The 25,043-nt window shown below is 35.8% G+C and carries 28 protein-coding genes and 1 pseudogene; 3 read left to right on the plus strand and 26 right to left on the minus strand.

Translation table 11 applies throughout. The features are described from left to right. The 10 genes from panB to ACS127_RS14385 form a co-directional block, all read right to left on the minus strand. Positions 1–837 (minus strand): 3-methyl-2-oxobutanoate hydroxymethyltransferase, encoded by an 837-nt coding sequence (gene panB / locus ACS127_RS14340; RefSeq protein ID WP_440895711.1) that lies wholly within the window; start codon positions 835–837, stop codon positions 1–3. Continuing rightward, positions 827–1,828 (minus strand): biotin--[acetyl-CoA-carboxylase] ligase, encoded by a 1,002-nt coding sequence (locus ACS127_RS14345; RefSeq protein ID WP_440895712.1) that lies wholly within the window; start codon positions 1,826–1,828, stop codon positions 827–829. The genes panB and ACS127_RS14345 overlap by 11 nt, the downstream gene beginning before the upstream one ends. Further along, positions 1,804–3,009, minus strand: coding sequence for a CCA tRNA nucleotidyltransferase (locus ACS127_RS14350; RefSeq protein ID WP_440895713.1), 1,206 nt, complete (start codon positions 3,007–3,009; stop codon positions 1,804–1,806). Before ACS127_RS14350 ends, ACS127_RS14345 begins: the two co-directional genes overlap by 25 nt. Further along, positions 3,002–3,418: a methylglyoxal synthase gene (gene mgsA, locus ACS127_RS14355; RefSeq protein WP_440895714.1), complete on the minus strand. Its 417-nt coding sequence runs from the start codon at positions 3,416–3,418 to the stop codon at positions 3,002–3,004. The genes ACS127_RS14350 and mgsA overlap by 8 nt, the downstream gene beginning before the upstream one ends. Before the next feature lie 183 nt (positions 3,419–3,601). Then, a complete protein-coding gene (dapB, locus tag ACS127_RS14360) occupies positions 3,602–4,405 on the minus strand; it encodes a 4-hydroxy-tetrahydrodipicolinate reductase (protein WP_440895715.1) in 804 nt (267 codons plus the stop codon). Positions 4,406–4,407: 2 nt separating this feature from the next. After that, on the minus strand, positions 4,408–4,755 hold the full coding sequence (locus tag ACS127_RS14365; RefSeq protein ID WP_440895716.1) for a nucleotide pyrophosphohydrolase: 348 nt from the start codon (positions 4,753–4,755) through the stop codon (positions 4,408–4,410). A gap of 545 nt (positions 4,756–5,300) precedes the next feature. Next, positions 5,301–5,531 carry a hypothetical protein gene (locus ACS127_RS14370; protein WP_440895717.1) on the minus strand — a complete coding sequence of 77 codons (231 nt, stop codon included), beginning with the start codon at positions 5,529–5,531 and terminating at the stop codon, positions 5,301–5,303. 57 nt (positions 5,532–5,588) lie between these two features. Beyond that, positions 5,589–6,179 (minus strand): DUF1405 domain-containing protein, encoded by a 591-nt coding sequence (locus tag ACS127_RS14375; protein ID WP_440895718.1) that lies wholly within the window; start codon positions 6,177–6,179, stop codon positions 5,589–5,591. 100 nt (positions 6,180–6,279) lie between these two features. Continuing rightward, positions 6,280–6,858 carry a ReoY family proteolytic degradation factor gene (locus ACS127_RS14380; protein ID WP_440895719.1) on the minus strand — a complete coding sequence of 193 codons (579 nt, stop codon included), beginning with the start codon at positions 6,856–6,858 and terminating at the stop codon, positions 6,280–6,282. Between the two features lie 41 nt (positions 6,859–6,899). Next, on the minus strand, positions 6,900–8,150 hold the full coding sequence (locus tag ACS127_RS14385) for a tetratricopeptide repeat protein (protein ID WP_440895720.1): 1,251 nt from the start codon (positions 8,148–8,150) through the stop codon (positions 6,900–6,902). Between the two features lie 180 nt (positions 8,151–8,330). On the opposite strand from ACS127_RS14385, the gene ACS127_RS14390 reads away from it, so the two are divergent. Then, entirely contained in the window at positions 8,331–8,648 is a 318-nt protein-coding gene (locus ACS127_RS14390; protein ID WP_440895721.1) for a hypothetical protein, read from the plus strand. 91 nt (positions 8,649–8,739) lie between these two features. Here ACS127_RS14390 and ACS127_RS14395 read toward each other — a convergent pair whose 3' ends face one another. From ACS127_RS14395 to ACS127_RS14410, 4 genes are all read right to left on the minus strand, one after another. Continuing rightward, entirely contained in the window at positions 8,740–9,057 is a 318-nt protein-coding gene (locus ACS127_RS14395) for an RNHCP domain-containing protein (RefSeq protein ID WP_440895722.1), read from the minus strand. Positions 9,058–9,518: 461 nt separating this feature from the next. Further along, positions 9,519–9,998, minus strand: a complete 480-nt coding sequence (locus ACS127_RS14400; protein WP_440895723.1) for a hypothetical protein — start codon at positions 9,996–9,998, stop codon at positions 9,519–9,521. A 16-nt stretch (positions 9,999–10,014) separates the two neighbouring features. Next, positions 10,015–10,899, minus strand: coding sequence for a hypothetical protein (locus ACS127_RS14405; RefSeq protein ID WP_440895724.1), 885 nt, complete (start codon positions 10,897–10,899; stop codon positions 10,015–10,017). Then, positions 10,889–11,833: a WD40/YVTN/BNR-like repeat-containing protein gene (locus ACS127_RS14410; RefSeq protein ID WP_440895725.1), complete on the minus strand. Its 945-nt coding sequence runs from the start codon at positions 11,831–11,833 to the stop codon at positions 10,889–10,891. Before ACS127_RS14410 ends, ACS127_RS14405 begins: the two co-directional genes overlap by 11 nt. A 257-nt stretch (positions 11,834–12,090) precedes the next feature. Here ACS127_RS14410 and tnpB point away from each other — a divergent pair. Further along, a pseudogene (gene tnpB / locus ACS127_RS14415) lies at positions 12,091–13,242 on the plus strand (IS200/IS605 family element RNA-guided endonuclease TnpB). Positions 13,243–13,504: 262 nt separating this feature from the next. Beyond that, on the plus strand, positions 13,505–13,600 hold the full coding sequence (locus ACS127_RS14420) for a putative holin-like toxin (RefSeq protein ID WP_440895726.1): 96 nt from the start codon (positions 13,505–13,507) through the stop codon (positions 13,598–13,600). Positions 13,601–13,907: 307 nt separating this feature from the next. On the opposite strand, the gene ACS127_RS14425 is transcribed toward ACS127_RS14420, so the two are convergent. The 12 genes from ACS127_RS14425 to ACS127_RS14480 form a co-directional block, all read right to left on the minus strand. Next, the gene (locus ACS127_RS14425; protein WP_440895727.1) at positions 13,908–14,606 is read right to left on the minus strand and encodes a class I SAM-dependent methyltransferase; all 699 of its coding nucleotides are present in this window, start codon (positions 14,604–14,606) and stop codon (positions 13,908–13,910) included. 24 nt (positions 14,607–14,630) lie between these two features. Further along, a complete protein-coding gene (aroA, locus tag ACS127_RS14430) occupies positions 14,631–15,923 on the minus strand; it encodes a 3-phosphoshikimate 1-carboxyvinyltransferase (protein WP_440895728.1) in 1,293 nt (430 codons plus the stop codon). A 16-nt stretch (positions 15,924–15,939) separates the two neighbouring features. Then, on the minus strand, positions 15,940–17,037 hold the full coding sequence (locus ACS127_RS14435) for a prephenate dehydrogenase (protein WP_440895729.1): 1,098 nt from the start codon (positions 17,035–17,037) through the stop codon (positions 15,940–15,942). Beyond that, positions 17,034–18,140, minus strand: coding sequence for a histidinol-phosphate transaminase (hisC, locus tag ACS127_RS14440; protein ID WP_440895730.1), 1,107 nt, complete (start codon positions 18,138–18,140; stop codon positions 17,034–17,036). Before hisC ends, ACS127_RS14435 begins: the two co-directional genes overlap by 4 nt. Positions 18,141–18,154: 14 nt before the next feature. After that, positions 18,155–18,517 (minus strand): chorismate mutase, encoded by a 363-nt coding sequence (gene aroH, locus ACS127_RS14445; RefSeq protein WP_440898152.1) that lies wholly within the window; start codon positions 18,515–18,517, stop codon positions 18,155–18,157. Then, positions 18,514–19,593, minus strand: a complete 1,080-nt coding sequence (gene aroB / locus ACS127_RS14450) for a 3-dehydroquinate synthase (protein WP_440895731.1) — start codon at positions 19,591–19,593, stop codon at positions 18,514–18,516. Before aroB ends, aroH begins: the two co-directional genes overlap by 4 nt. After that, entirely contained in the window at positions 19,594–20,760 is a 1,167-nt protein-coding gene (aroC, locus tag ACS127_RS14455; RefSeq protein WP_440895732.1) for a chorismate synthase, read from the minus strand. A gap of 496 nt (positions 20,761–21,256) precedes the next feature. Next, positions 21,257–22,030: a CheR family methyltransferase gene (locus ACS127_RS14460; RefSeq protein ID WP_440895733.1), complete on the minus strand. Its 774-nt coding sequence runs from the start codon at positions 22,028–22,030 to the stop codon at positions 21,257–21,259. 109 nt (positions 22,031–22,139) lie between these two features. Next, positions 22,140–23,111 carry a polyprenyl synthetase family protein gene (locus tag ACS127_RS14465; protein WP_440895734.1) on the minus strand — a complete coding sequence of 324 codons (972 nt, stop codon included), beginning with the start codon at positions 23,109–23,111 and terminating at the stop codon, positions 22,140–22,142. A gap of 296 nt (positions 23,112–23,407) precedes the next feature. Beyond that, complete coding sequence (locus ACS127_RS14470) at positions 23,408–24,148, minus strand: heptaprenyl diphosphate synthase component 1 (protein ID WP_440895735.1); 741 nt, start codon at positions 24,146–24,148, stop codon at positions 23,408–23,410. Positions 24,149–24,214: 66 nt separating this feature from the next. Next, a complete protein-coding gene (gene mtrB, locus ACS127_RS14475; protein WP_440895736.1) occupies positions 24,215–24,424 on the minus strand; it encodes a trp RNA-binding attenuation protein MtrB in 210 nt (69 codons plus the stop codon). A gap of 267 nt (positions 24,425–24,691) precedes the next feature. Continuing rightward, a complete protein-coding gene (locus tag ACS127_RS14480; protein ID WP_440895737.1) occupies positions 24,692–24,964 on the minus strand; it encodes an HU family DNA-binding protein in 273 nt (90 codons plus the stop codon). Positions 24,965–25,043: the final 79 nt, after the last annotated feature.

Raw genomic sequence — 25,043 nt, forward strand, 5'->3', positions numbered from 1 at the left:
CTAATCACCTAAATAAGTGGGCAGTTTAGTTTCTGGATCAATTGCATAGGTATGCTTATCTTCAGGGAATTTCCGTTGCTTGACATCATTGATATAATCACTAATCGCTTGTATATTCGTCTGATTCATATTGGCATAAGTTTTCACAAAACGTGGAAAACGATCAACACCATATTGTAACAGGTCATGGTAAACCAATACTTGCCCATCACAATTAACTCCAGCACCAATCCCGATTGTTGGGATACTTAACCTACTCGTAATAACTGCAGCTAATTCTTTCGGTATCCCCTCTAAAACACAAGCGATCGCTCCACTTTTTTCAATCGCTTTAGCTTCCTTAATTAGCCGTTCAGCATTAGCTTGATCTTTTCCTTGAACTTTAAAGCCGCCAAAAACATTGACTGATTGTGGTGTTAAACCGATATGGGCAACAACAGGAATTCCTGCATTCGTAAGCTTCTCAATAATTACTAAAATATCTTCAGAGCCACCTTCAATTTTTAGTGCTTGTGCTCCGGTCTCCTGATAAATTTGTTTAGCATTTATTAAGGTATCTTGTAAAGAAATATGATAAGACATAAAAGGCATGTCCACGACAGTAAAGGTGTTTGGCGCCCCCCGGCGAACAGCTTTACCATGATGGATCATATCTTCTAGGGTTACTTTTATTGTTGAATCATAACCAAGCACAACCATCCCTAAAGAGTCACCAACTAAGATCATATCAATACCAGCTTTTTCAGCCATTTTTGCAGCTGGATAATCATAAGCTGTAATCATTGTTATTCTATCCTCAGCTTGTTTCATTTTAAGAAAATCTAATTTAGCTTTCATTATTCTCAACCCCCTCAAACCATTTAATTTCAGCCGAATAAAGATTCTGTTTTTGTTGCTGTTCATCTTCAATGATCAATGAGCCATCATTAGCAATACCGTGTAAAATACCCCGGTTTTCTTCCCCATTGATGGTGTAATGAATCAAATCACCCAGACGATAAGCGTAATGTAACCATTGTTTTCTGATTGGCTCAAACCCATTTAATAAATAGTCATGATAAATCGTTTCAAAATGAGTTAAAATCGCTTGAATGATCACTTGTTTATGATACGTTTTCTCTGTCTCAATCAGTAGAGAGGTTGCCATATGCTTTATTTGATGATCAAGATCATTTGAGGTTTGATTAACATTTAAACCAATCCCAATGACTACGTAATGAATTTCATCATGCTCTGCTTGCATTTCTGTCAAAATGCCAGCGATCTTTTTATCACCAATTAAAATGTCATTTGGCCATTTAATCATTGGCTTGAGTTCTGTCGCTGATTCCATTGCTTGAACGACAGCAATCGCCGTTAGCAATGTCAGCTGAGGTGCTTTTGCTGGAACCATCTTCGGATGAAGCACAAAACTAAGCCAAACACCGCCAGAATGGTTAGAGTACCATCTATGCTGGCGTCTCCCCTTACCTGTTGTTTGCTTATCAGCAACAACAACAAGACCTTCTTCTGCTCCTTTTTGAGCTTTTTCCATCGCTAGACGTTGAGTTGAATCAAGCACAGGGTAATGCTCTAATGACTTGCCAAGCCATTTAGTATCCAATCCCCAATAGAGCGTATTTTCACTGACTTTATCTGGTTGGACCAATAATCGATAGCCTTTATTTTGAATGGCTTCAAATTTATAACCATCTTCCTCTAACTGTTTGATCTGCTTCCAGACAGCTGTTCTTGATATTTTTAATTGGCTGGACAGCCATTGCCCTGAAACAAAATTTTCCGATTGGTTTGAAAGCAATGAGATTAGTTTTTCTCGGGTGGATGACATGATAGAATCCACTCCTTTATTTGATGGTAGTCATTATTCAGTTTATTTTCAATAATATTTCGTTCAATATCTTGTAGATAAAATCTAATCCATTCACCTTTTGGTCGATTCGGGTAGAATGCTAAAAGATCACGACCATTAAATGCAATTTCTTTCCGATTTTTAATTGGCAATTGTCGCTGAATTTTACTGATTTCCTTTTTAGTAATGGTGTAGTTTAAAATTTGATCAACTAATTGAATAAAGCTATGGATTAATGTTTCTGGCAGTTGATAGACTAGCCAATGTGTTAAGCCCTCTTTTTCATATAAATCAATTAGTTCAATCAATAATTCACCTTTTCTAAGTTCTTTATTAGCTAAACGATAGGCTTTACACCATTGATTAATCGTAGTTGGACTGTCAGTACTTAAATATAAATAACAAAAAACATCAATTATATGTTCAAATGGTTTTTTGATCAATAATAGTGGAACAGCTGCTTGCTTATGGTCTTTAAAAATCGGTAAATAACGTAACAATTGAGCTTTATTGATATATTCAACTGCCATTTGAACAGCTTGACCGCTAAAGAGTTTTTCTAATTCAATTGTCACACGCTCGATTGACAACTTTTCAATTAATTCTACATTTGCTTTGATATCCTGCCAAGTCAGATGATCAAGTACAAAATTCAATTGACTGACAAATCGAATCGCACGAAGGATTCTCAGAGGGTCTTCTGTAAAACGTTGAACAGGATGACCAACAGCTCGTATCAATCGATTGTTTAAATCAACTTGTCCGTCAAACGGATCGACGAATAAGCCTTCCTTTGTCATAGCAATGGCATTAATGGTAAAATCTCGCCTTGATAAATCTGTATCAATCGAATCCACAAATTTAACTTGATCAGGGTGACGAAAATCAGAATATCCTTCCTCAGAGCGAAAAGTTGTCACTTCAAATGATACTTTGGAATAACGAACAATAACAGTGCCATGTTCAATGCCAACGGGAATCACTTGATCAAACATCATTTGAATCTCTTTGGGCGTTGCTGAAGTAGCAATATCAATATCATTAATCGGTTGCTTTAATAAATGATCTCGAACGGCCCCACCAACGATATAGGCTTGGAAACCAGCTTGCTGAATCAAATCAATCACTTCAAAGGCTAACTTAAAATTATGTTTACTCATTTTTGTTCTTGTTTTCTTGAATAAGTTCTCGCCAACCAAAAAAACCAGCTTGTAATGCTCGAATCATAACCTCCGCACCAGCTAAATTAGTCACTAGAGGGATTTGATAAACATCACATAGACGCATTAAAGCACTAATATCAGGTTCATGTGGCTGAGCGGTTAATGGATCTCTAAAGAAAATCACAAGATCCATCTGATCTTCAGCAATTTTCGCACCAATTTGTTGATCACCGCCGTGTGGACCAGATTGAAAACGTTGAACGGATAAACCAGTCGCTTCCGATATTCTTTTACCTGTCGTTCCTGTTGCAAACAATTCATGTTGACTTAAAATATGCTGGTACGAGGTAGCAAATTGAATAATCGCTTCCTTTTTTTTATCATGAGCAATGAGTGAAATTTTCATTAACCTACAGCTCCCTTTTCAAATAATGACAATTCATTTTAGAGATTGTTCAAAAAACTGATAGTTCGGTAAAATGACAGATCAAATTAAAGAACATTTTTCTTAAAACGTCCACATCCTATTGCAATCTGTTAGCTTAATTTTCTGCTACTAACAAATACAGTCTTTTTTGAACATACACTTTTAGTCTAACATTAAATGCTCTAATCCATAAATTAATTCTGTCATGTTAATCACATGATCAATAGCAAACTTTATTCCCGACATAAACGATTCGCGATGAAATGAATCATGTTTAATCGTTAAATTTTCGCCGGGACCAGCAAAGGTCACCTCTTGATGTGCAACCAATCCTGGTAATCGTACACTATGAATTCTCATGCCATCGAATTCAGCCCCTCTGGCTCCACTGATAAATTCTTCTTCTTCTGGATGACCTTGTTTTTTCGTCGGACGATTTTCTTGAATCAACTCAGCCGTTTTGATTGCTGTTCCTGAAGGAGCATCAACCTTTTGATCATGGTGTTTCTCAATAATTTCAACATCAGGGAAAAATTTTGCCGCCCATTTAGAGAATTGCATCATTAGGACGGCCCCCATTGCGAAATTAGGGGCAATAATACCACCGATTTGTTTTTCCTTTGCTAGCTCTGTCAGTTCTTTGATTTGTTCTGAACTAAATCCAGTTGTTCCAACAACAGGACGGACACCATGAAGAATAGCTGCCTTTGTATGCTTATATCCCGCCTTAGGATTTGTCAAATCAATTAAGACATCAGCTGAGACCTCTTCAAAACAAAGATTGATATCATCATAAAAAAGGACATCTGAATTTGGTAAGCCTTCAATGTCACTTACCTTTTTTCCAGTATGATTTATATCTACACAACCAACCAAAGTTAGATCAGGCTGGTAATCAATCATCTGTAATGCTTCACTCCCCATCTTTCCACTAGCACCTGCTACGACAACATTAATATGACTCACTACTACTCACGCTCCGTTTCTATTTTTGTCCAGCGATTTTTATCTCGTGTTTCAATTTTGGTCATTGATTGATCAAAGGCTTGTGCTAAATCAATATTAAGTGAATTAGCAAAGGATAGGGTTACAAAAAGTAAATCACCTAATTCATTTTCAATCGTATTTTCAACTTCACTACTCTTCTTAGGTTTTTCACCATAATAATGATTCACTTCGCGAGCGAGTTCACCAATTTCCTCTGAGAATCTAGCGACCATAGCTAATGGGCTAAAGTAACCTTCCTCAAATTGTGATATATATTTATCAACTCGTTCTTGCATGATGCTAATATCTCTTTGTTTCGGTTCCAACATTATTAACCTCACTCCTATATTTTATCCACTCATGCACATTTACTTTTCAACATACAACTATTATAGACATCATTTAAATTATTGTACAAAAAAAGACATGATCTGACAACGGTCAGCTCATGTCTTTCTCGATTAGAGAGTACAGAACGCCTACATAATAAGGGTACTATCTCGATAATATAGAGAACATAACACTGTAAAGAAACTGATGATGACTTATCACAGGAGATTATCTACATTGACAAGTCATTAGGAGCTTAAGCTAAGCATAGCTATTTATTCAATGATGACAGGCTCATCATTTTACAAGCACTAAAATAAAAAACTTGTTGATAGCCTTTTCGATTTGCAGTCAACTTTTCATGTAAAAGAGCACCACGGCATTCGATCCTCATTTATGAAAATAAAGCCCCTTTGAAAATACAAAGCATTTTCTTCGTGTAGCTTTTTTACATTTACAGATGAAGTCTTTTTTGATCTACTAAGCAAATTAAAATCTTATGCTGATAGTGAAAAAATCGTATTCTGAATATTTTAGACATTCTTTACTCTAAATGATCATGATCATGCAATTTTTCTTTTACTTTTTTAGAAGATTTATTAGACTGACTAGCATGATACAGTCTAAATAGGACATAGCTTAGGCAGACAATGATAAAAACAGAGATAATCAAAGCTGCATTTAATAGTTCAATCCCTTGAAAGGCCTTACCCAACGACATTTGATTGACCAGAATAAGAATAAATTCGGCTAAATGATTCGTTAACCCTAACATTTGAATAGCCTCCCATGTTTTTGTTATAGCCTATTCAATTCTGCCCAAATCAGTGTTTCATTGATAAGTAATTGTTAATTTCTTTTTAATTACTAAATAATAAGCTAATAAAAGGGATAAGAGGCTTAACCAAAATGTGAAATAACCAATTTCATTCATGTATAAGTCCAACGAATGATATCGTGGCATCATTTCAAAAATATAATCAATAAAGTCATTATGAATTGTCCAAATCCCAGTGATCATTAAATGCCTCAACTTAAATTTGTAGATTGGAGCGTAAAGCAAACCTTGAACAGCCATCGCACCATGAGAGATAATCAGCATATATGCTTGTGGTGTTAACGATCCTTCCATCATTAAAGTAAGTAAGTTCATGACAACTGCCCAAACACCATACTTGAACAAGGTAACCATAGCTAATGCCTCAATATAAGGAACGTGACGGCCAAATATGTAAAAACCTAAAAAGATCGTAAAAAATAAGCTTGCCGTTGGACTATCTGGAACAAATGGGAGGAAAATAACCGGTGTACGTGATAATTGTTCTCCATACCAAATATAGCCATATATCGTTCCCAATAAATTCGTAATAAATAACAAAATAAGAAAAGTACGATTTCTTAATATCGAAATTAACCAAAACATAGTAAAAAGTCCTTTCTAACTATCAACAATAATAATCATAAATTAATTATACTTTATCATAACAAAAAAAATAATCCCTTACATGAGATAAGGGATAAATTTATTGATCATCTACAAATAATCGATCAGCATCATAGTCAGCAATAAGCTGTTTCAATATATTTGTGTATGTCATAAAACGATGATGGTCTTGATGATCAAGAGCCTCATCAATTTTTTTTAATAATTGTTTTTTCTCAGCTTCGAATAAAGTAAAATTTAAAAATTCCTTAGCCAATTGCTTTTCCCTTTTAGTAATAAAAAAATCATCAGGTAAAAAAGGATTGTCTTCTAAAACTGCACTATATTCGGCACTTTGATAAGAATTTTTAAAAGATAATTGAATATAAATCGATTCATGACGATTTAAGCGGATATCATGAAATGACTTTTCAGCATCAGTTGTGACAATATGGTCTTTATAAAATCGAAAAGCTACCTCTTGTGAACACTGTGTTGAGATAATCATCCCCCTTGGACAAAATCGCGCTTCTCTAATAAAGTGAACATTTTTTAATAAACTTTCATGATTTGTTAAATAATTTAAAATCCAGACGCTTTCCCGTTTTTTTAATTGATAATGCGCTAAAAACCAATCAATAAATGCCTTTTTATCTTGAATTGATATTGACGTACTCAAACAGCTTCCCTCCTATTCATTAGGAAAGTTTGTCATTCTTGTTAATCCTTTAGTCGTGCTAAATAACTTTCTATTTCTACATCACTCGGGTCAATCGCTAAATAATGGTTGAAAATTTGAATGGCCTCTTCTTTCCTACCCTCCTCAACTAAAAAGTATCCATACGATTTAAGAAAATCACTGTCATCTTTAAAGTCTTGATATGCATCTTGATAAAATTGCAAGGCTAAATCAAAGGTTTCCTGCTCTTCATATGCTTTAGCAAGCTCCCATTTATAATATCCATCTTCTTCGCCTTGTTCTATAATATGAGTTAGGAGTTCAATTATTGCTTCAAAATCACCATCAGAGCGATAATTTTCAATCAAATATAAAACACCATCTTTAAATCCTGGATCTATCGCAATCGACTCACGTGCAAAACGATAACTTTCATTACTATCACCCATCCGTCTTGCCAATGAGGCAGTAGTTAATAACAATTCTTTGTTGAGTGGATCAAGTGTTAAGCCTGTTTTAGCAGCTTGGAGTCCTTGTTCAATTAACCCTTCCTCTTCATATGCTTCTGCTAAATAACTGTATACTGAAACATATTCTTGATCATGTTCAATTAATTCTTCCCATGTTTTAATAGCAATATCCAATCGATTTGCCCGATAGGCTATAAATCCATAACGAAATAATAAATCTGGATCATCGATCTCTGCATTTTTATAATATTCAAGTGCTTCCTCAAACTTTCCAACTTCAGCTAATGATTCTGCTAATCGTAGGGAAAGATCAACATCAGCAATTTGTTCGACTTGTCGATACACTTTTTCATAGTGGAAAAGTGCATCATTATACTTTCCTAATGAGAAAGCCAATTCTCCTTGCGCAAAATCAATTAAATAGTCAGTAGGTGCTAATTGTTTAGCCTCGATTAGTTTCTGCTCGGCCACCTCGAATAAACCTTGAGATTGATACAGATCGGCAGAAATAAGTAGTGCAGCAACATAATCTTCACTTGATGAATCGATGGCTTGTAATTGTAACAGTGCAAGTTCATCTTCTTCTAAATCAATATATATTTCAGCTAGAGCCAGTTGAATATCTGATTCATCTGGGTATTGTTCCAGTAAGGTCTCGAGTATAGATCTAGCATCATTTACCATGCCTAACTGTATAAGTAAATCAGCAATCGTGATTAATTCATCATCATTAGCTTGTCGCATATATTCGCGTAATATACTTACTGCTTCTTCCAATTCTTCCTGTTCAATTAATTGAATTGCTTGATCTATTTTATTCATCCTTATAACAACCCTTCAAATATATCTTAGAATAGCTTAATCATAACGAATAACAATGATTATTTCAATTAGGTGAACATAAATATTAAAAGAAATTATCATTTATTAGCGTAGTGATTTTTTATTAATGATGCTAAAGTTATCCTTAAGTTAATTAATGTGAAAGAAGTGGATTATCTAATGTCGATAAAAGAAATGAAAATGCCCGTTATCCTGTTTATGGTTATATTAGTAATCTTATTAGTTGCATGTCGTTCAAATGATGAACTTGAAAAAGTGTTTACAGGAATAATTAAAGAAGTAAATGAACATAGTGCAATCGTCACTATAGAAGACGGTGATATCCTCAATTCTGGCACAGAAGCAAATGTAGATCTTTCGGTTGCTGATGAGACAACATTTCAAATTGGTGATAAAGTAAGAGTAGGATATCGTGGAGATGTAAGAGAAACTCATCCACTTGGAATCGATCCAACCTTTGTCGAACGAGTTGAATAGTAAGAAATCACATCAAGAAAGTAGCTTGGATTAATGTTTACAGATGTACAATAAAAAAAGAACTGTGATGGCAGTTCTTTTTTATTCACTTCTATCGTCCTAATGAGGTATTAAAAAAGTTTATTAAGTCATCTTCTTGGATTGTATTTACAGCAATTTTATTTTTTTGTGTTTTATCACACATTTCACATTGATGGATTAACTGATAACCTTTTTTACTTGAATAGTCTATTCCGATTGGCTTCATCAATCCTTTGCAATTACTTTTCCGATCACCCGGTACAACATCCAAGTGTTTCGAATACAAACAAAACGGACAATGATTTCGATAGCTTCCATTTGTAACTGGCAAAATCACTGCACCACAATTCTCACAACAAAAGTGCGTATTCTCTTTTCTTCTACTCATATTCTTTCCTCCAAGTTGTTATTTCAACTCTGGAGAAAAGGGTTCCGTTTGCTTTTCTGTTAAATCAACATGTTCAGGCTTTTAATGGAATGGACACCATTCACCGTCTTGTTCTGCAAAACGATTACTTCCAGTTCCTGCTTCACAAAGACTTATTTCATCCTTTGATCCGAACCTTGAATGACTTTGTTTTTTTGTATCATTCACTGTGAGACGGGGCGACCCATCTCCCATTGGTAGGTGTTCTCATTAATCACTGACATCGGCATCGTCCCCTAAAAAGAAATGAATAGAGCGGTCAAGCTAAAAATATCAATCCCTCCTTTCTAGAACTATACAAAAAGATACTTAAATCATAAGAAAATTCATGATAAATGGCAAGTTTGAATGTAACTGATAGGAATAAACTGATCTAAAGGGGATTACACAAAGATAATTCGAGCTTTATTTTCCTCTTATTTCTACTCTTTTGTATTATTGTATATATTTTTTTCAATGGCAGCCATATCTTCTTGCCTATAATAGTGATTTGGATAGATTGTTTTCCTTTTCGTTATATTTCTAAAGCTTATTAATCGATTCTTATTCCTATCCATTTCGATGTTTTCAATGTCTTCCCATTTTACCAAGGTAGCTATGATCCTTCTACCCGGATAATAATAAATTCCTCTTTCGTGAATCCCCTCCCCTACAACTCTTGATATAACCAAAAAACTTGCTGAAATTGAAAGTAAATATCTAAGCCAAGGCTGCACAAAACTACTATCTACATAGTAAGCGATACTCAAAAATACTAAAGAGACCACTATAATAATAATAACACCTGTTTTTGTTACTGTTACTGGATAAATACACTGTATACGTACTCTAAAATTATGCACACTAATTGAAATAAACAAGGCAAACAATAATAAACCATATATTGCTACTTGGGTTTCCATATACTCTCCTTTGCAGTTATTCTTCGCTTATTAAGCTTTCATATGTTCCCTGATAGTCCAACGTTATTGGCTGATTATTTGCCATGGTCGCTTGATAGAGTGTAATATTTCCTACCATAGGTTCAGACGCATCAGAATGAACCTCAAAATTTTCATTTAATGAAACAGTCCAAACCGCTTCATCACCTTTTGTTAACACAATAGCAAGCGTGCCAAATTGATGAATATTATCCCAATCAAACAATTCAGTTTTACCATTTTCCGTCACAGATATGCCTTCTGGAGAACTGATTAATTTTGCAGATTCACCTTGCCATGCGCCTTGAATTTCTGGTCCAACATTATAGTAAGCTGTCCCTCCACCACGATCACCATAGGTACCAATATATTGCTGAATAGAATCATCTGCTGTTTGATAGGTAACGGCAACGACATCATTGGCCAGCCACTCTGTTTTTAGATCACTCGTTGGCTTGTGAGGTAATCGATCATGGGGACGAGCAAGAATTCCATAATAGGATCGATAATAAATGGCTTCATTAGATACTGTGTCCTTTTTAATCGATAGAACATGGCTAAAATTCGGTGAAACACTGGTGATATTTTTAATATCTATGTGACTTGTTACAAGCATAAAAACATTAGCTGTAATGAAAACAATCGAGATAATAATACCGATTATTTTTAATTCTTTAGTCAGTTTTAATAAAAGCCAAATAGCTAGCATTAAACATATCAAGCAGAGCATATTGATGATATAAAATAACCGATTATCGACATACTCTACATTAAATCTTGCTTGAACAACTAAAAATCCCATTTGCAAACAAAAGAAACCGATACCCAAAAGAAACAGAACCCAACCAATGATTTTAATTAGCTTATGTCTATTATGATTCATCTGGCTCTACCTCCTCCTGAAATTCCCATGTTTTCCCGTTATCATTGGAGATGAATCTACCTTTTATTCTGCCACCTTTATAATCACCATTAGGTCCTTGATTCACTAAGACTGTCAAATGATCATCGGCTTTTTCAGGCACTTCAGCTGAAACAAAAATAGGTTGGTACTCCTCTGGAATGATAAAGTCTGCTTTATTCCATGTGTTGCCACCATCTTCAGTCAGGTAAACATCTGGTTCCTCAGGATTAATCGTGCCAAAAGACAAAAAACCTGTCCATTCATCAACAAAACCGCCATCCGCTATTAAACGCGTCATTTCAGAATTATTAGTCTCTGCCCAACTCTCACCACCATCATGTGTGAGAAAAACAAATGATCCTTCCTGTGACATGGTTCGCCCACCGGAAATAATGATATAGCCAAACTGATCATTTAGAAAATCCACTTTTCTAAATCTTAATCCCGGAAAAGGTTCTGTTACGACCGATCTTTCCCATGATTCACCTTGATCCGTTGAATATAGAAAAGTAATACTTTGGTCATCCCACTCAACTCCTTCTGAATATAAAAAGCCAACGCGATCTTCTTCAAGTATGTAACTGCCTTCAATTAACTGTTGTTTATTGCCGTTATATTCTCCTCCGAATAATTGATCCTTCTCAACTGGAACCTGAATCCAATCGTTTCCCTGATTAAAGGTGATGTTTAGCTCGTCATTTTGCAACGTGTAAGTGATCGATTCGTCAAGGTCGATCGGCTGTAGCTGCTCAGAGGATGGTTGTTCTTGTTCTATTTCCTGATTATTTTGGATATCAAACTGTTGCTCCCACATTGGACGAGCAATTTCTCTGGAAGATTGATAATGAATGACTGTTGCGATCATCAAGACAATCATAATAAAAATGGTTAAACTTAGGACCCTTTTTTTCATAGGATCACTCCTTTTATAAGTTACTTTCTGACAGCCAAATATAATGGCTATTATTTGTATGAATCATCTCTATTGCCTTCTGGCGTTATCCAAATCCGATAACCTTTATCGGATTTCCGACAGAAGACTCCCACTTCTAGGAACATGAAGGGCATCACCCCGTGAGTAAGTGGGAGATGAATGTGGGTTGGCGCTAGCCAAAACATCTCCCTTATGATATAATGAGAACATATATTCCTATTAAGTGAGGTGAGATGATGTTAGTCAATAAAGCCTATAAATTCCGCCTCTATCCGAATAAGGAACAACAAATCCTCATGAATAAAACGATCGGTTGTTCACGGTTTGTTTTCAATCACTTTCTAGCCAAGTGGAATGAAACTTACAAGGAAACGGGTAAAGGACTCAACTATCGTTCATGCTCTAAACAGCTCCCCGCTTTAAAGCAGGAATATGAGTGGCTAAAAGAAGTCGATAGTATTGCCATTCAATCAAGTGTCAAACATCTATCTGAATCTTTTGCGCGCTTCTTTAACAAACAAACGAACGCCCCACGATTTAAGTCTAAAAGGAACCCGACCCAATCGTATACAACGAAACACACGAACGGAAATATCGCAGTCGTGGGCAATACAATCAAGCTGCCAAAATTAGGGCTTGTCAAGTTCGCTAAAAGTCGTGAGGTCGATGGACGCCTTCTAAATGCTACGATTAGAAGACATCCAAGTGGTAAATACTTCATTTCTATCCTTGTTGAGACAGAGGTAGACTCACTCCCTCAAACGAAGCAATCAACAGGGGTCGATGTGGGCATCAAAGCGTTTGCCACACTTTCAGATGGGACGACGTATAAGAACCCTAGATGTTTACGCAGGCTAGAAAACAAATTAGAAAAAGAACAACGCAAACTGTCCAGACGATATAAACAAGCCAAGCAAGATAGAAAACCCCTTTATGAAGCAAAAAATTATCAAAAATAACGTGTCAAGGTCGCTCGTATTCACGAAAAGATTAAAAATGTCAGAACAGATTACTTGCATAAGGTCAGTACCGAAATTGTCAAAAACCACGACATCATTGGTATTGAGGACTTACAAGTAGCTAACATGCTCAAAAACAAACGATTATCAAAAGCCATTAGTGACGTCAGCTGGTCAGAATTCCGTACGATGCTTGAATACAAAGCCAAGTGGTACGGAAAGGAAGTCGTAGCCATCGCCAAAAACTTCCCTTCTAGTCAACTTTGTTCGAATTGCGGCTATCGACATCAAGACGTTAAGCATCTCGCCTTACGTATGTGGCAATGTCCATCATGTCATAGAGCACACGATCGAGATCTTAACGCAAGTAAAAATATTGAAGCTGAAGCCATCAGACTTCTAACTGTCGGTACGACAGGGATCGCCTAATCAATAATCAACCATTAGGTTGGTGTTCTTAGGAATCTCCCCCTTCAAATTTCATTAGAGATTAAGGGGTGAGTAGTTCAATTAATATATCGATTCCAGACAAAATAAAAGCCCCAATAATCCTTGATATCACAAGGTTTTCTTATATATAACCAAGGTAATTCTTAAATATTTATGTTATAATAAAAGACAGATACTCGTTCAATTTGTACTCTTGATAATGGATAGGGCGGTTGGCTTGTCCCCAAAAGGGGGTGGTGCCATGACAATATTTCAGGCTCTGACGCTTATGATTTCATTTTCCTCAATGATCATAGCGTTGATTGCAGTCATTACCACTATGAATGCAAAAAAATAGCCCCTCCTGTCTCAGCAAATGGGTAAGGGCTATTTTTGTTTAGAAATTAGATAACGCCAATCCCCTCTTGAAAGAATGGGTATCTATTGACCACAGTTGGAGCTGTGGTCATTTTTTAGTATCTGTTTTTCTATAGTTATTATATCACATTCCCACTAAAATGAAACCAACTATATGAAAGGAATTCTTACCCATAGAAAATAATCACTTCATATCACAAGAATATAGCGCATGCGTTTTATTGTAAGAATAGAATAGTGATTTCCCAAATAACGAAAAATCACTATTCTATTCTTTTATTTCACTATCATTTTCTAACGACATATGTAATCGCATTTGTCTTTAATAATATCTCTTTTCCATTACGAATAATTTTATATTCTAGTGGTTTAACAAGTTGATTCAATACTTCCCAACCAACATATATTTGATTTAGTTTATTTATCATTGTTTCCGTTTTAAGATTCACTTCCATCATCGCATCTATTGTCCGATTTGATTCTAGATCAAATTCTTCCACTTGCGAATTAACAATTAAACAATTTATCCCGCCCGTTTTTGTTCCTAAAGCCATTTGCTTAATGACACTTTCAAAAATAGCCTCAGTTTCAACATGTTCTAATGTTGATACAGCAATGATTAAATCATATTCATTTTTAGTAATCTGATAATGGCCGATATCTGCTTTTACCGTTTCAATCACTTGATCTACTTGATACATTTTACTGTATTGTTCTAATTTACTTAATGCTATATCCAATAAATCGACGCAAACAACTTTGCCATTTCTATCTTTTATTGCTTGTGCGATCGGAATACTATTTCTTCCTACTCCCGATCCTAAATCTAATACTTGGATATTTTCATTATTTAATAAAGGCAGTAAATCCATAACTGTTTTAACGGGTTTATATAGCCACGAACCTTGTTCAAATAACTTGTAGTTTTCATAACAATAATCATGATATTTCTTTTCTTCTTTTCGAATCTTCTCAATTCGATTCATCTACACAACTCCAATTAATGTTTATCAATTAGATTGTAATGTTGCTAAATCTTCAAAAAAACCTGGATATGAAATCTTAATTGCGTCAGCGTTCGTTAAGATCACTTCATCCTGACAAATTAATGAAGCAATGGCAATCATCATCCCTAAACGGTGATCACCGTCAGAGTCTGCTTGACCACCGCTTAATGGGGTTTCGCCTTCAATAATCATTCCATCCTTTGTCGCTTCAACTTTACCACCCAATGTATTTAGGATATTGACAACACTTGCAATCCGATCTGTTTCTTTATAACGTAATTCTTCTGCATCACGAATAACTGTTTTTCCTTTCGCCTGAGTCGCTAATAAAGCCAAAATAGGTAGTTCATCAATCATACGTGGGATGACATCACCCGCCACATCAGCACCAATCAATTCTGAATATTTGATCTTGATATCACCAATGCTTTCTCCACCCATGCGTTTAGTCTCAGTAATCGATAGATCAGCTTTCATTTCTTGTAATACATCTAAAAGCCCCGTTCTAGTAGGATTTAAGCCAACATTTTTAATGGTTAACTCACTGCCAGGCACAAGTAAGGCCGCAACGATAAAGAAAGCAGCTGAAGAGATGTCACCAGGTACTTCAATCTCCGTACCTGTTAGTGACTGTTTGCCTTGTACAGTCACTTTATTTCCTTCAACAGCTATCTCTCCCCCAAATGCAGTAAGCATATTTTCAGTATGATCACGTGTTTTCGTAGTCTCGATTACGGATGTTTCACCATTTGCTAATAAACCTGCTAAAAGCACACCTGACTTTACTTGAGCACTTTTAACCGGCGGATAAAAGGTGATACCTGTTAAAGACTGCCCTCGGACAGCGATGGGTAAGTAACTTCCATTGTTTCGTCCATCGATTTGCGCCCCCATCTCTAATAAAGGGTCGCGAATTCGATCCATTGGTCGGATGGTTAACGATTGGTCACCAAATAAAGTCGTATGGAAAGGCAAGCCAGCCAAAACACCAAGTAGTAATCTGGCTGTTGTCCCAGAATTACCCAAGTCAATCGGCATGAATGGTTCTTTTAAGCCAGCAATTCCATCACTCTGAATGACAACTTTATCTTCTTTTTGTTCAACTCGCACACCCATTGCTTGAAAAGCTTTGATTGTTGTTAAACAATCTTCCCCATCTAAAAAATGAGTAATCGTTGTTGTTCCTTTGGCAAGGGAACCAAAAATAACCGCTCGATGTGAGATTGATTTATCTCCAGGGACTGTGATTTCACCTGTTAAAGCTGATTTTGTTGTATTTAACTGAACCTTTTCCATGAAATTCCCTCCTGTACTACTCAAGCATACTTTCATAACCGTTTTTAATCAGAAGTCGATGACTCGCCAATTGATCATCTTTGGTCATTAAACTAAGTCTTAAAGCACCTGTAATGCCATCACGAATCTCTAATATTTCAATATTTTTAATATTTATTTCTTGACTGGCTAGCAACTCAACAACTTTTAAAATAGCACCTGGCTGATCAAATATATCAACAAAAATATCATAAAATGAAGGTATAGCACCCCTTTGAGTTCGATCCAATCCATCGCGATATTCACGTGCTTGTTCTAGGTAATGATACATTGATATTTTATCATCGCCGTCTAATAATCCTTTTAACTCCGTCATTTCACTAATCCAGTCCTCAAGCAAGCCAGACAAGACTGCTTTGTTTTGAAAGAAAATATCTTGCCACATTGTTGGATCACTAGAAGCAATTCGAGTAATATCACGAAATCCTCCCGCCGCAAGACTTGGAATTTTATCATGCTTTGTTTGCCAGCTTTTTGCTTGGTGAACTAAAGACGAGGCAATTAAATGTGGAAAATGCGAAATAACACTCGTCATTTCATCATGCTCAAGTGAATTTAAAGTGATAAACTTGGATTTTGTACTTGATAAAATAGCTGTTAAATCAGCTATGGATTGATCAGTAGCCTTTTTTGTTGGGGTTAAAATATAAATCGCATTTTCAAATAAATGTGCTTTGGCTGCTTCTATCCCTTTTTTATGAGAGCCTGCCATTGGGTGACCGCCAATAAAAGTAACATGGTCTGACTCCATCGATTCTGCAACCGCCATAACATTGGATTTCACCGATGATACGTCAGTGATAATAATTGGTTTTTCAAACGATACCGTTTGAATCCGCTCTAAAAGTGCTACTGTCTTAGAAACTGGCGCCGCTAAAATACAAAAATCGACAGTTAGCAAAACCTCCTCAAAATTAGCACTGACTTCATGAACAATCTTTTTATCTCTAGCATAAGCCAATGATGTTCGATCAACGTCATAGCCAATGACATGGTGATTAGAGTGCTCAGTAATGTTTAGAGCTAATGAACCCCCAATTAAGCCTAGACCTGCAATTAATATTCTTTTACTCAAATGAACTCATCTCCTACATGTTCGTCTAGAAATAATTTAATGTTAACTTGTAGGTCTTGCATATCTTCTTCTCGTCCTATCGTTATTCGCACGCCATTTGGATAGCCAAGAGCTTCACCTGACCTGACGATAAAGCCATTCTTCATTAAATAATCAAATAACATATCACCAGATACGGGTAATTTAACAAATACAAAATTAGCTTCAGAATCATAGCATTCTAGCCCAATTTGCTCTAAATAACGGATAAACGCCTGCTTGTTTTTAATCGTCTCTTTAATCGTTCGATCAACAAAAGCCTGATCCTGATAAGCGGCTATCGCTGCTTGTTGAGCCAATCTCGTTGTATTAAAAGGACCTCTAGCAATATTTAATGCTTCACTAATAGGTAAACTTGCAATTCCATAGCCAACTCTCAATCCAGCTAAACCATACACTTTAGAAAAAGTTCTTAGTAAAATTAAGTTAGGATACTTATGCAATAAATCGATGGTATTTGGCTTATCTGGGGAGTCGATATAGTCATGATAAGCCTCATCTAACACAACAATAACATCATTAGGACACTGCGCTAAAAACTGTTGCATCGATTGGGCATTAATCATACATCCTGTTGGATTATTTGGTGAACAAAGCCAAATAACTTTAGTTGCTTGATCAATGGCATCTAACATGCCTTGTAAATCATGATAGCCATTTAATAAAGGGATTTCCTTGATATTTGCACCTTGAATAAGAGCATTATGTTTATATTGAGGAAAGGTAGGTATCGCCATAATTGTATTTGTCCCGACTTCTAAATAAGTCTGACAAATAATATCAATGACTTCATCAGCACCACACCCAAAGATCAATTGATCCGGTTCAACAGCTAAATCCTCACTGAGTAATTGCCGGAGTTCAGTCGCATAACCATCCGGGTATATGTCAAACTGAACGGCCTCATCTTTCACCACTTGATCGACTTTCTTTGAGTAACCAAATGGATTTTCATTTGAGGCTAACTTCACTATTTTTTCAAGACCAAACTCTCTTTTGACCTCTTCTATTTGTTTTCCTGGTTTATATGGTGACATGGACTTAAATACTTCCTTTGGCTGCACAAAAATCCCTCCAATTAATCAAGTAAATCTGGTCGTAAGGTTCTTGCCTCATGTTGATAAATATGGTTAATCTGTTTTTGGTCTAGGTCAGTCTCAACAGTCATCATAACCCGGATACATCGTGGTAATCCATGGGGAACATCAATTTCCTGCATGCACATAACAGGTACATATTGCCATCCCGGTAATTCTCTGATCGGCTTGGCTGGAAAACCTGCATTTAAATCTGCCGTAACTGTGACTAAAACAGATGTCACATCCGTTGCTGACACATTGTTTTTCTCGATCATGTCAACGACTAATTGCCGAGTATGATCCATAATTTCCACTTCATTATTTTCTTTTACTGTTGTCGCGCCTCTTATCCCTCTCATCAATGGTGATTCAACTCCCGTAAAAAATCTTCTAGCCAAACCGTCATGATCTGATCATCAATTTGTTGAATAGCTGGGTCTCCTAATTCTTTCAATAAAATCATTGTAATTTTTTGACTTTTCGCCTTTTTATCACGTTTCATTCGCTTAATCAGTTTTGCTACTGATAATTGTGGCAGATGGAACGGGTACTGATTGTCTAGAAGCCATTGGTAGAGTTCTTGATAAGGCAATGTGATATGATAATACTTTTCACTTACTTGAAAAGCAAATAACAGACCAATTGCTACGGCTTCGCCATGAGTGAGCTTTCCGTAACCAAGCTCAGCTTCTAAAGCATGACCAAGTGTATGACCAAAATTTAAATACTGTCGAATATTTGTTTCACGTTCATCTTCTTCAACTATTTTCGCCTTCACTTCAATTCCCTTTAATAAATCTTGTTTTAGCTGATCATCATTTAGTGGTCCATTCAAGTTAGTGTTTTGTAGTTTCTGCCAAAATGGAGGCTGGCTGATCATACTATGTTTAACGATTTCTGCATAGCCTGATCTAATCTCAGTAAATGGAATAGTGTGTAATGTTTCTACATCATAAATAACCGCTACAGGCGGATAAAAACAACCAATTAAATTTTTCCCTTCTGGATGATTAATCGCCACTTTTCCCCCAACACTGCTATCATGTGCTAATATCGTCGTTGGCATTTGGATAAAATCAACTCCACGCATAAAAGTAGCAGCAACAAAACCAGCTAAATCACCAATCATTCCGCCACCTAAGGCAATAATGAGTCCATCACGATCCAAGCCAGATTGAATCGCCTCAGTCATAATGTCAAAGTAAAGTCGACTACTTTTTGAACCTTCACCCGCTGGAACAACGGTATAATTAACTCGATGATCCTTTTGAACGGATTCAATCACATCTTCTAAATATAGTGGTGCTACATTACTATCAGTAATAATAAAAATTTGACTATACGATTGGGTTAAAAAATCGGAAACCTGATATCTGAGCCCTTTGCCAATTGAGACATCATACTGATTTGAACTTGTTTTAATCGTTATCTTTTTCATTTAGAAGCTCCTCACTTCTTCACGGTACTGATCAATAGCTTCTTTAAGCTTAGGGAACTGATCATGCGGGAACTGTTCTAAGATTGCATTAGCTATTTCAAAAGCAACAACATGTTCCATCACAACAGCCGCTGCCGGAACAGCACATGAGTCAGAACGTTCTATACTCGCATTAAACGATTCTTTCGTTTCAATGTCAACACTTTGTAACGGCTTATAAAGCGTTGGAATTGGCTTCATCACTCCTTTAACAACAATAGGCATACCAGAAGTCATTCCACCTTCAAAACCACCTAAATGATTCGATTTTCGACGGTAGCCATTTTCTTCAGACCAAATAATCTCATCGTGAACATCACTGCCATTTCTTCTCGCTGCTTCAAAGCCGATGCCAAATTCAACCCCTTTGAAAGCATTAATACTTTGGACCGCAAAAGCAATCCTCGCATCTAATTTCTGATCATAATGAACATATGAACCAATACCGGCTGGCATACCTTCAACAAATACTTCACAAACACCACCAATTGAATCACCATCTTTTTTAGCTGTATCAATTGCTGTCATCATTTTTTCACCAGCTTCCCGGTCAAGACAACGAACAGGTGAAGCCTCTGAAATTGCTATTTTTTCATCCATTGTTAAATCAGGGGCGTTTTCCGCTTGGATTCCCGCTATCTCGTTAACATAGCCAACAATGCTTATGCCGATATTTTTCAGTAATATTTTTGCCACTGCACCTGCAGCAACTCGAGCAGCTGTTTCACGTGCGGATGATCGTTCTAGAATATTTCTCATATCTCGGTGACCATACTTAATGGCACCATTTAAATCAGCGTGTCCAGGTCTTGGGCGGGTAACGACACGACGCATTTTTGCATCTGCTTCCATCGGGTCTTCTCCCATAATATCTTCCCAATGTTTAAAATCATCGTTCTTGATGACTAGGGCGATTGGTGAACCAAGCGTATAACCATGTCGTACACCACCAGCAATATCAACTAAGTCTTTCTCTATTTGCATCCGTTTTCCACGTCCATGCCCTTTCTGTCTTCTCAAAAGTGATTCATTAATCTCATCACTAGTTAAAGGCAAGGATGCTGGCACACCTTCAATAATGGTCGTCAATTGCTTCCCGTGTGATTCTCCAGCTGTTAAATAGCGCATCAATCTTCCCCCTTATTCATTGATATATTTGTATTAATATAACACACCTTTGCAATTCTGTGTGCAATAAATTAATAGATAATTCTTTTTTTTCAAATATTTCTAGATAAGTTTTGAATAATATATTTTAAACCCACAAACAAGATTTATTTCGCTTGCTTGTGAGTTTTAGCTTTGATCTTCTATACGACATGGAACGGTTAGACGATGACGTCATATTTTTTCGTTCCACCAATGAATTTAACTGTGATAAAACGAAACTTCAATCAGTGGGAGTTGGGCCCACAGGATGTAGATCCTGCAGATGTTTCCGGTAGGACGAGTAACCGCAAATGTCTTCGCTGGGGCGAGTCATCACACACAGCTACGAAGCATTTGCATCGCAAGAATAAGTGTGCTTCTTATTCTGAAGTCCAGAACATCTAATGGTTAGCCGAGGTCCTTAGTTCTTGCCATGTCATCTTCACCAGACTTTTTAAATAGCCTATTAAAATAGTTAACCGTTCTTTTGGTAGAAGAAAGTGTCTAATAATTTGAGTTGATAAACTTCGGGAGTAAAAATTTGCTCCGTGCTACCAACAAAAAAAACACCCTCGTTAACTAATGATTCACTAAATTTTTGATATATTTCTGTCTTTGCTTCATCTGTAAAATAAATAAGTACATTTCGACAAACGATTAAATCAAAACCCTTCGGATAAGGGTCAGATAATAAATTATGTTGTTTAAATGTGATTGCTTGTTTAAGCTTCTCATCAATTGTATACAATGAATCATTGTAAGTGAAATAACGTTCCTTTAATTGTTTCGGCACTTCCTTCAAGGCGCGCTCCGTATAAATGCCTTGTTTGGCACGCTCTAGTATCTTTTCATCAATGTCAGTTGCTAAGATAGATACTTTCGACATATCAAAATGCTTACTTAGTATCATTGCAATTGTGTATGGTTCATCTCCAGTAGAACAGGCGGCACTCCAAATCTTTAGTTGAGATTTGTTTTTGATCAGTTGAGGTAGAATTTTCGTCTCCAAAACCTGCCATCTTTTCGAATTACGAAAAAATTCCGAAACATTGATTGTCATTTTATCAAGAAATTCTTCCATCAATTCTTGATCCTTTTCAATAGCTTTATAATATGTAGTAAATTCTTTAAATCCTCTTTTATCACGTAATGATGTCAATCGACGCTTCATTTGCACTTCTTTATACAAATTCAAATCAACTTTTGTTTTCTTTTTTATCATCTCAGTGAATGCTTGATAATCTGGCATAAATCATTTCTCCTTCACTAGCTAACTAGTAGGTTAGTGTATTACTTTATATCAAATGTCAAATTAAAAAATAAACTAACTAGTGATTTATCTAGCAGAAACAACCTGCTCAATAATTTCTTTTACCTAAATAGCCAATCATTTGCAACAATAATTGTTTTTCTACTTGGTTTGGTAATTGATTAACTTTTTTCATAGCTTGATTCAAATACCATTGGCTAAATTGATACGACATCTCAATTGCACCTGTTTGCTTAATTTCATCAATCGTTGTCTTAAGTTCAACAGTTTGCCCATTAGACAATTGATGAAAGTGACTCTGAACTTTATCATATAGTTTTTTATCTTTAATCGCAAGAAGTGTTGGTAAAGTTAAATAACCTTCTGCTAAATCTTGGCCATTTAATTTCCCTAGCTTTTGATTGCGATCAGTAAAATCTAAAATATCATCAATAATTTGATAAGACATACCTAAATAATAGCCAAACCAATATAAGGTCTGTTGAATGGATTCGGTCGCATGCGTTGCCAATGCTCCTAATTGACAAGAAACCGCAATTAGACGAGCTGTTTTATTGCGATTTTTCCTCAAATAGCTTTTCAATGATCGATTAATTTGATAACGATTCTCTAATTGTTCTAGTTCACCAATAGAAAGCTTTCTTAATGTCTCGGAAAAAATTTGATGGGCACGAACATTTCTTATTTCTGCCATAAGCTCCAATCCCTGAGCAAATAAATAATCTCCCATAAAAGTGGCAGATTGATTATTATACAGCTCATGAATAGTTGTCACCCCACGTCTTAATGGAGCATGATCAATAATATCATCATGAATTAAACTAGACATGTGAATCAACTCTAAAACAGCAGCTAACTGATAAGGCTTTGCTTGACTTCTTTCTCCAAAATAACTTGAAATCATGCATAATAAGGGTCGAGTTCTCTTTCCACCAGACGTTACCAATTGAATACTAGCTGTTCTAATCGGGTCTTCAACTTTTGAAAGCTTTTCAAGTAATAGATGATCAATTTGTTGTAAATCATCTTCAAGGTATGTGTATTGTTTAGGTAATTGCATAAGATCATCCCATCACGGCAGAGAATATAATAAAAAGACTGGTTTAACCCAAAATATCGCAGGAGTTTATGGTGAGGCGAGTGATTACAAAATAATTCGCCGAGTTATCTTACGGTTTCTGTACCGAGTAATCGTATTCAGAAAAACTGCGAAGCATTTACATGGTTAGAAAAACAAATTTATCACATCACTTAAGGACCTTTAACTAATCTTCCTATGTCTTGGAGCTGGAATTACTCGACCTACCCTGGTGATTCAGGATTACTCGCCAACTAAAAACATTATCGCCTCGAGTTTTACAGACAGTTATCTGTGATAAAGAAATGCTTATTTGGGTATTGGTATTTAAAAAATTTTTTCAAAGCTATTTGAATAAGTTCTGTTAAACTTAATAGTGTTTGTGGGACTTGATTATTTAATTGAATGAACGAAAATTGCTTTTTCATATGTAATATATCCAATTCATGCTTTTTCTGATAGCTATTTTTCTCGAGATTTATTCTAGCCCGTTCCTGTTCTACTTCAAGTAAATAATTATAGCTAGTCTTATTAATAAAGGGTTCAAGCGTAGTGAATTCTAAGTAATGGATAAGATGGATGATCAATTTCAGTTCAATATCTACTTTCATTTTTATGTACGACTCACCATCAAGATAAGCGTGATTCATCAACTGAATTTTCAACTGGTTCACTTCTTTAATGGCTACAGCCAAGGAATGGATTAAACTCACTTCATCGTATTTAGCAATTAATACATAATACTGACAACTTAAGCGGTCACCATGTAAAATGACCTTTGCATTACATGAATCCCGTTCATTTGAAACCTGTTGATGAGTATCAAGAGATAATTGTAAAAGTGCGATCGCTGTGATAATATCTATTTTTTTATCCAATGACCACTTCAATTGATTAATTAGTTCAATTATAATATCTAACCTATCATCATTTATCATGAATGGATCCATGGCAGTCTGAACTGTTGCTTGATTTAATTCACTCTTTAATTTATTTTGCACTAACTGTTTGATACCCACTGTGCCTTATCCTCCGCAATGTAACCATAATAAGCATTATTATAAGCAGATTGTAGTATTTATATACTAAATTGAATCTATTTTCCCGTGGCGTGATTGAACAGTAGCCTTCCCTTTAATTTTAATGGCAGAGGTATGCTCTGTAAATTGAACAATTAATAATTCACCTTGATCCAGTTTCTCTGCATGATGAAACTTTGTTGATTCACCTCTTGTTAATCCAATAACCTGTACGCCATTTTCTTCTGCTTTAACAACAAAAAAATCAGATTCCATTTGAATCACCTATTTCATTCATTTTTTTCATATAACAGTTAGAAAAACAAGCTTTACTTGTCTTTTCCTCAAGTGACAGCAAAAATACTTTACGAATGACTTCTTAACTTGATTCATACGGTTTTCTAAAGATATGCGACAGCACTGAATATTGTCTGGTCAGATCATCCGGTGAGTATACTTGCATTTGCCTTTCTTAATGTTTTCTAACCTATAAAATAAAGAGGGTGCAATCAATGCACCCTCATCATGCCCTATGTAAAATTATTATTTTACAATATCTTTAAGGGCTTTACCTGGTTTGAAAGCAGGAACTTTGCTAGCTGGGATTTCAATCTCAGCTCCAGTTTGTGGGTTGCGGCCTTTACGGGCAGCACGATCACGTACTTCAAAGTTACCAAAACCAATTAATTGTACTTTATCACCGTCTTTTAGTGAATCCATGATAGATTCTAAAACTGCATCAACAGCTTTTGTTGCATCTTTTTTAGAAAGTTCGCTTTTTTCTGCAACAGCATTAACTAGATCTGTCTTGTTCATGATATTCACCTCCTCCTACTTAATTTCATGAAGCATAAAACTTTAATGGTGTTAATCCATTTGTTCACAAAATCTCTTG

This window comes from Amphibacillus sp. Q70 (assembly GCF_052055485.1).
GTDB lineage: Bacteria > Bacillota > Bacilli > Bacillales > Amphibacillaceae > Amphibacillus.

Bases quoted from the DNA above. Each gene is read 5' to 3' on its own strand.
- panB (WP_440895711.1), bottom strand. From the start codon at position 837: ATGAAAGCTAAATTAGATTTTCTTAAAATGAAACAAGCTGAGGATAGA.
- ACS127_RS14345 (WP_440895712.1), bottom strand. From the start codon at position 1,828: ATGTCATCCACCCGAGAAAAACTAATCTCATTGCTTTCAAACCAATCG.
- ACS127_RS14350 (WP_440895713.1), bottom strand. From the start codon at position 3,009: ATGAGTAAACATAATTTTAAGTTAGCCTTTGAAGTGATTGATTTGATT.
- mgsA (WP_440895714.1), bottom strand. From the start codon at position 3,418: ATGAAAATTTCACTCATTGCTCATGATAAAAAAAAGGAAGCGATTATT.
- ACS127_RS14365 (WP_440895716.1), bottom strand. From the start codon at position 4,755: ATGTTGGAACCGAAACAAAGAGATATTAGCATCATGCAAGAACGAGTT.
- ACS127_RS14370 (WP_440895717.1), bottom strand. From the start codon at position 5,531: ATGTTAGGGTTAACGAATCATTTAGCCGAATTTATTCTTATTCTGGTC.
- ACS127_RS14375 (WP_440895718.1), bottom strand. From the start codon at position 6,179: ATGTTTTGGTTAATTTCGATATTAAGAAATCGTACTTTTCTTATTTTG.
- ACS127_RS14385 (WP_440895720.1), bottom strand. From the start codon at position 8,150: ATGAATAAAATAGATCAAGCAATTCAATTAATTGAACAGGAAGAATTG.
- ACS127_RS14390 (WP_440895721.1), top strand. From the start codon at position 8,331: ATGTCGATAAAAGAAATGAAAATGCCCGTTATCCTGTTTATGGTTATA.
- ACS127_RS14395 (WP_440895722.1), bottom strand. From the start codon at position 9,057: ATGAGTAGAAGAAAAGAGAATACGCACTTTTGTTGTGAGAATTGTGGT.
- ACS127_RS14400 (WP_440895723.1), bottom strand. From the start codon at position 9,998: ATGGAAACCCAAGTAGCAATATATGGTTTATTATTGTTTGCCTTGTTT.
- ACS127_RS14405 (WP_440895724.1), bottom strand. From the start codon at position 10,899: ATGAATCATAATAGACATAAGCTAATTAAAATCATTGGTTGGGTTCTG.
- ACS127_RS14410 (WP_440895725.1), bottom strand. From the start codon at position 11,833: ATGAAAAAAAGGGTCCTAAGTTTAACCATTTTTATTATGATTGTCTTG.
- ACS127_RS14420 (WP_440895726.1), top strand. From the start codon at position 13,505: ATGACAATATTTCAGGCTCTGACGCTTATGATTTCATTTTCCTCAATG.
- ACS127_RS14425 (WP_440895727.1), bottom strand. From the start codon at position 14,606: ATGAATCGAATTGAGAAGATTCGAAAAGAAGAAAAGAAATATCATGAT.
- aroA (WP_440895728.1), bottom strand. From the start codon at position 15,923: ATGGAAAAGGTTCAGTTAAATACAACAAAATCAGCTTTAACAGGTGAA.
- aroB (WP_440895731.1), bottom strand. From the start codon at position 19,593: ATGAAAAAGATAACGATTAAAACAAGTTCAAATCAGTATGATGTCTCA.
- aroC (WP_440895732.1), bottom strand. From the start codon at position 20,760: ATGCGCTATTTAACAGCTGGAGAATCACACGGGAAGCAATTGACGACC.
- ACS127_RS14460 (WP_440895733.1), bottom strand. From the start codon at position 22,030: ATGCCAGATTATCAAGCATTCACTGAGATGATAAAAAAGAAAACAAAA.
- ACS127_RS14465 (WP_440895734.1), bottom strand. From the start codon at position 23,111: ATGCAATTACCTAAACAATACACATACCTTGAAGATGATTTACAACAA.
- mtrB (WP_440895736.1), bottom strand. From the start codon at position 24,424: ATGGAATCTGATTTTTTTGTTGTTAAAGCAGAAGAAAATGGCGTACAG.
- ACS127_RS14480 (WP_440895737.1), bottom strand. From the start codon at position 24,964: ATGAACAAGACAGATCTAGTTAATGCTGTTGCAGAAAAAAGCGAACTT.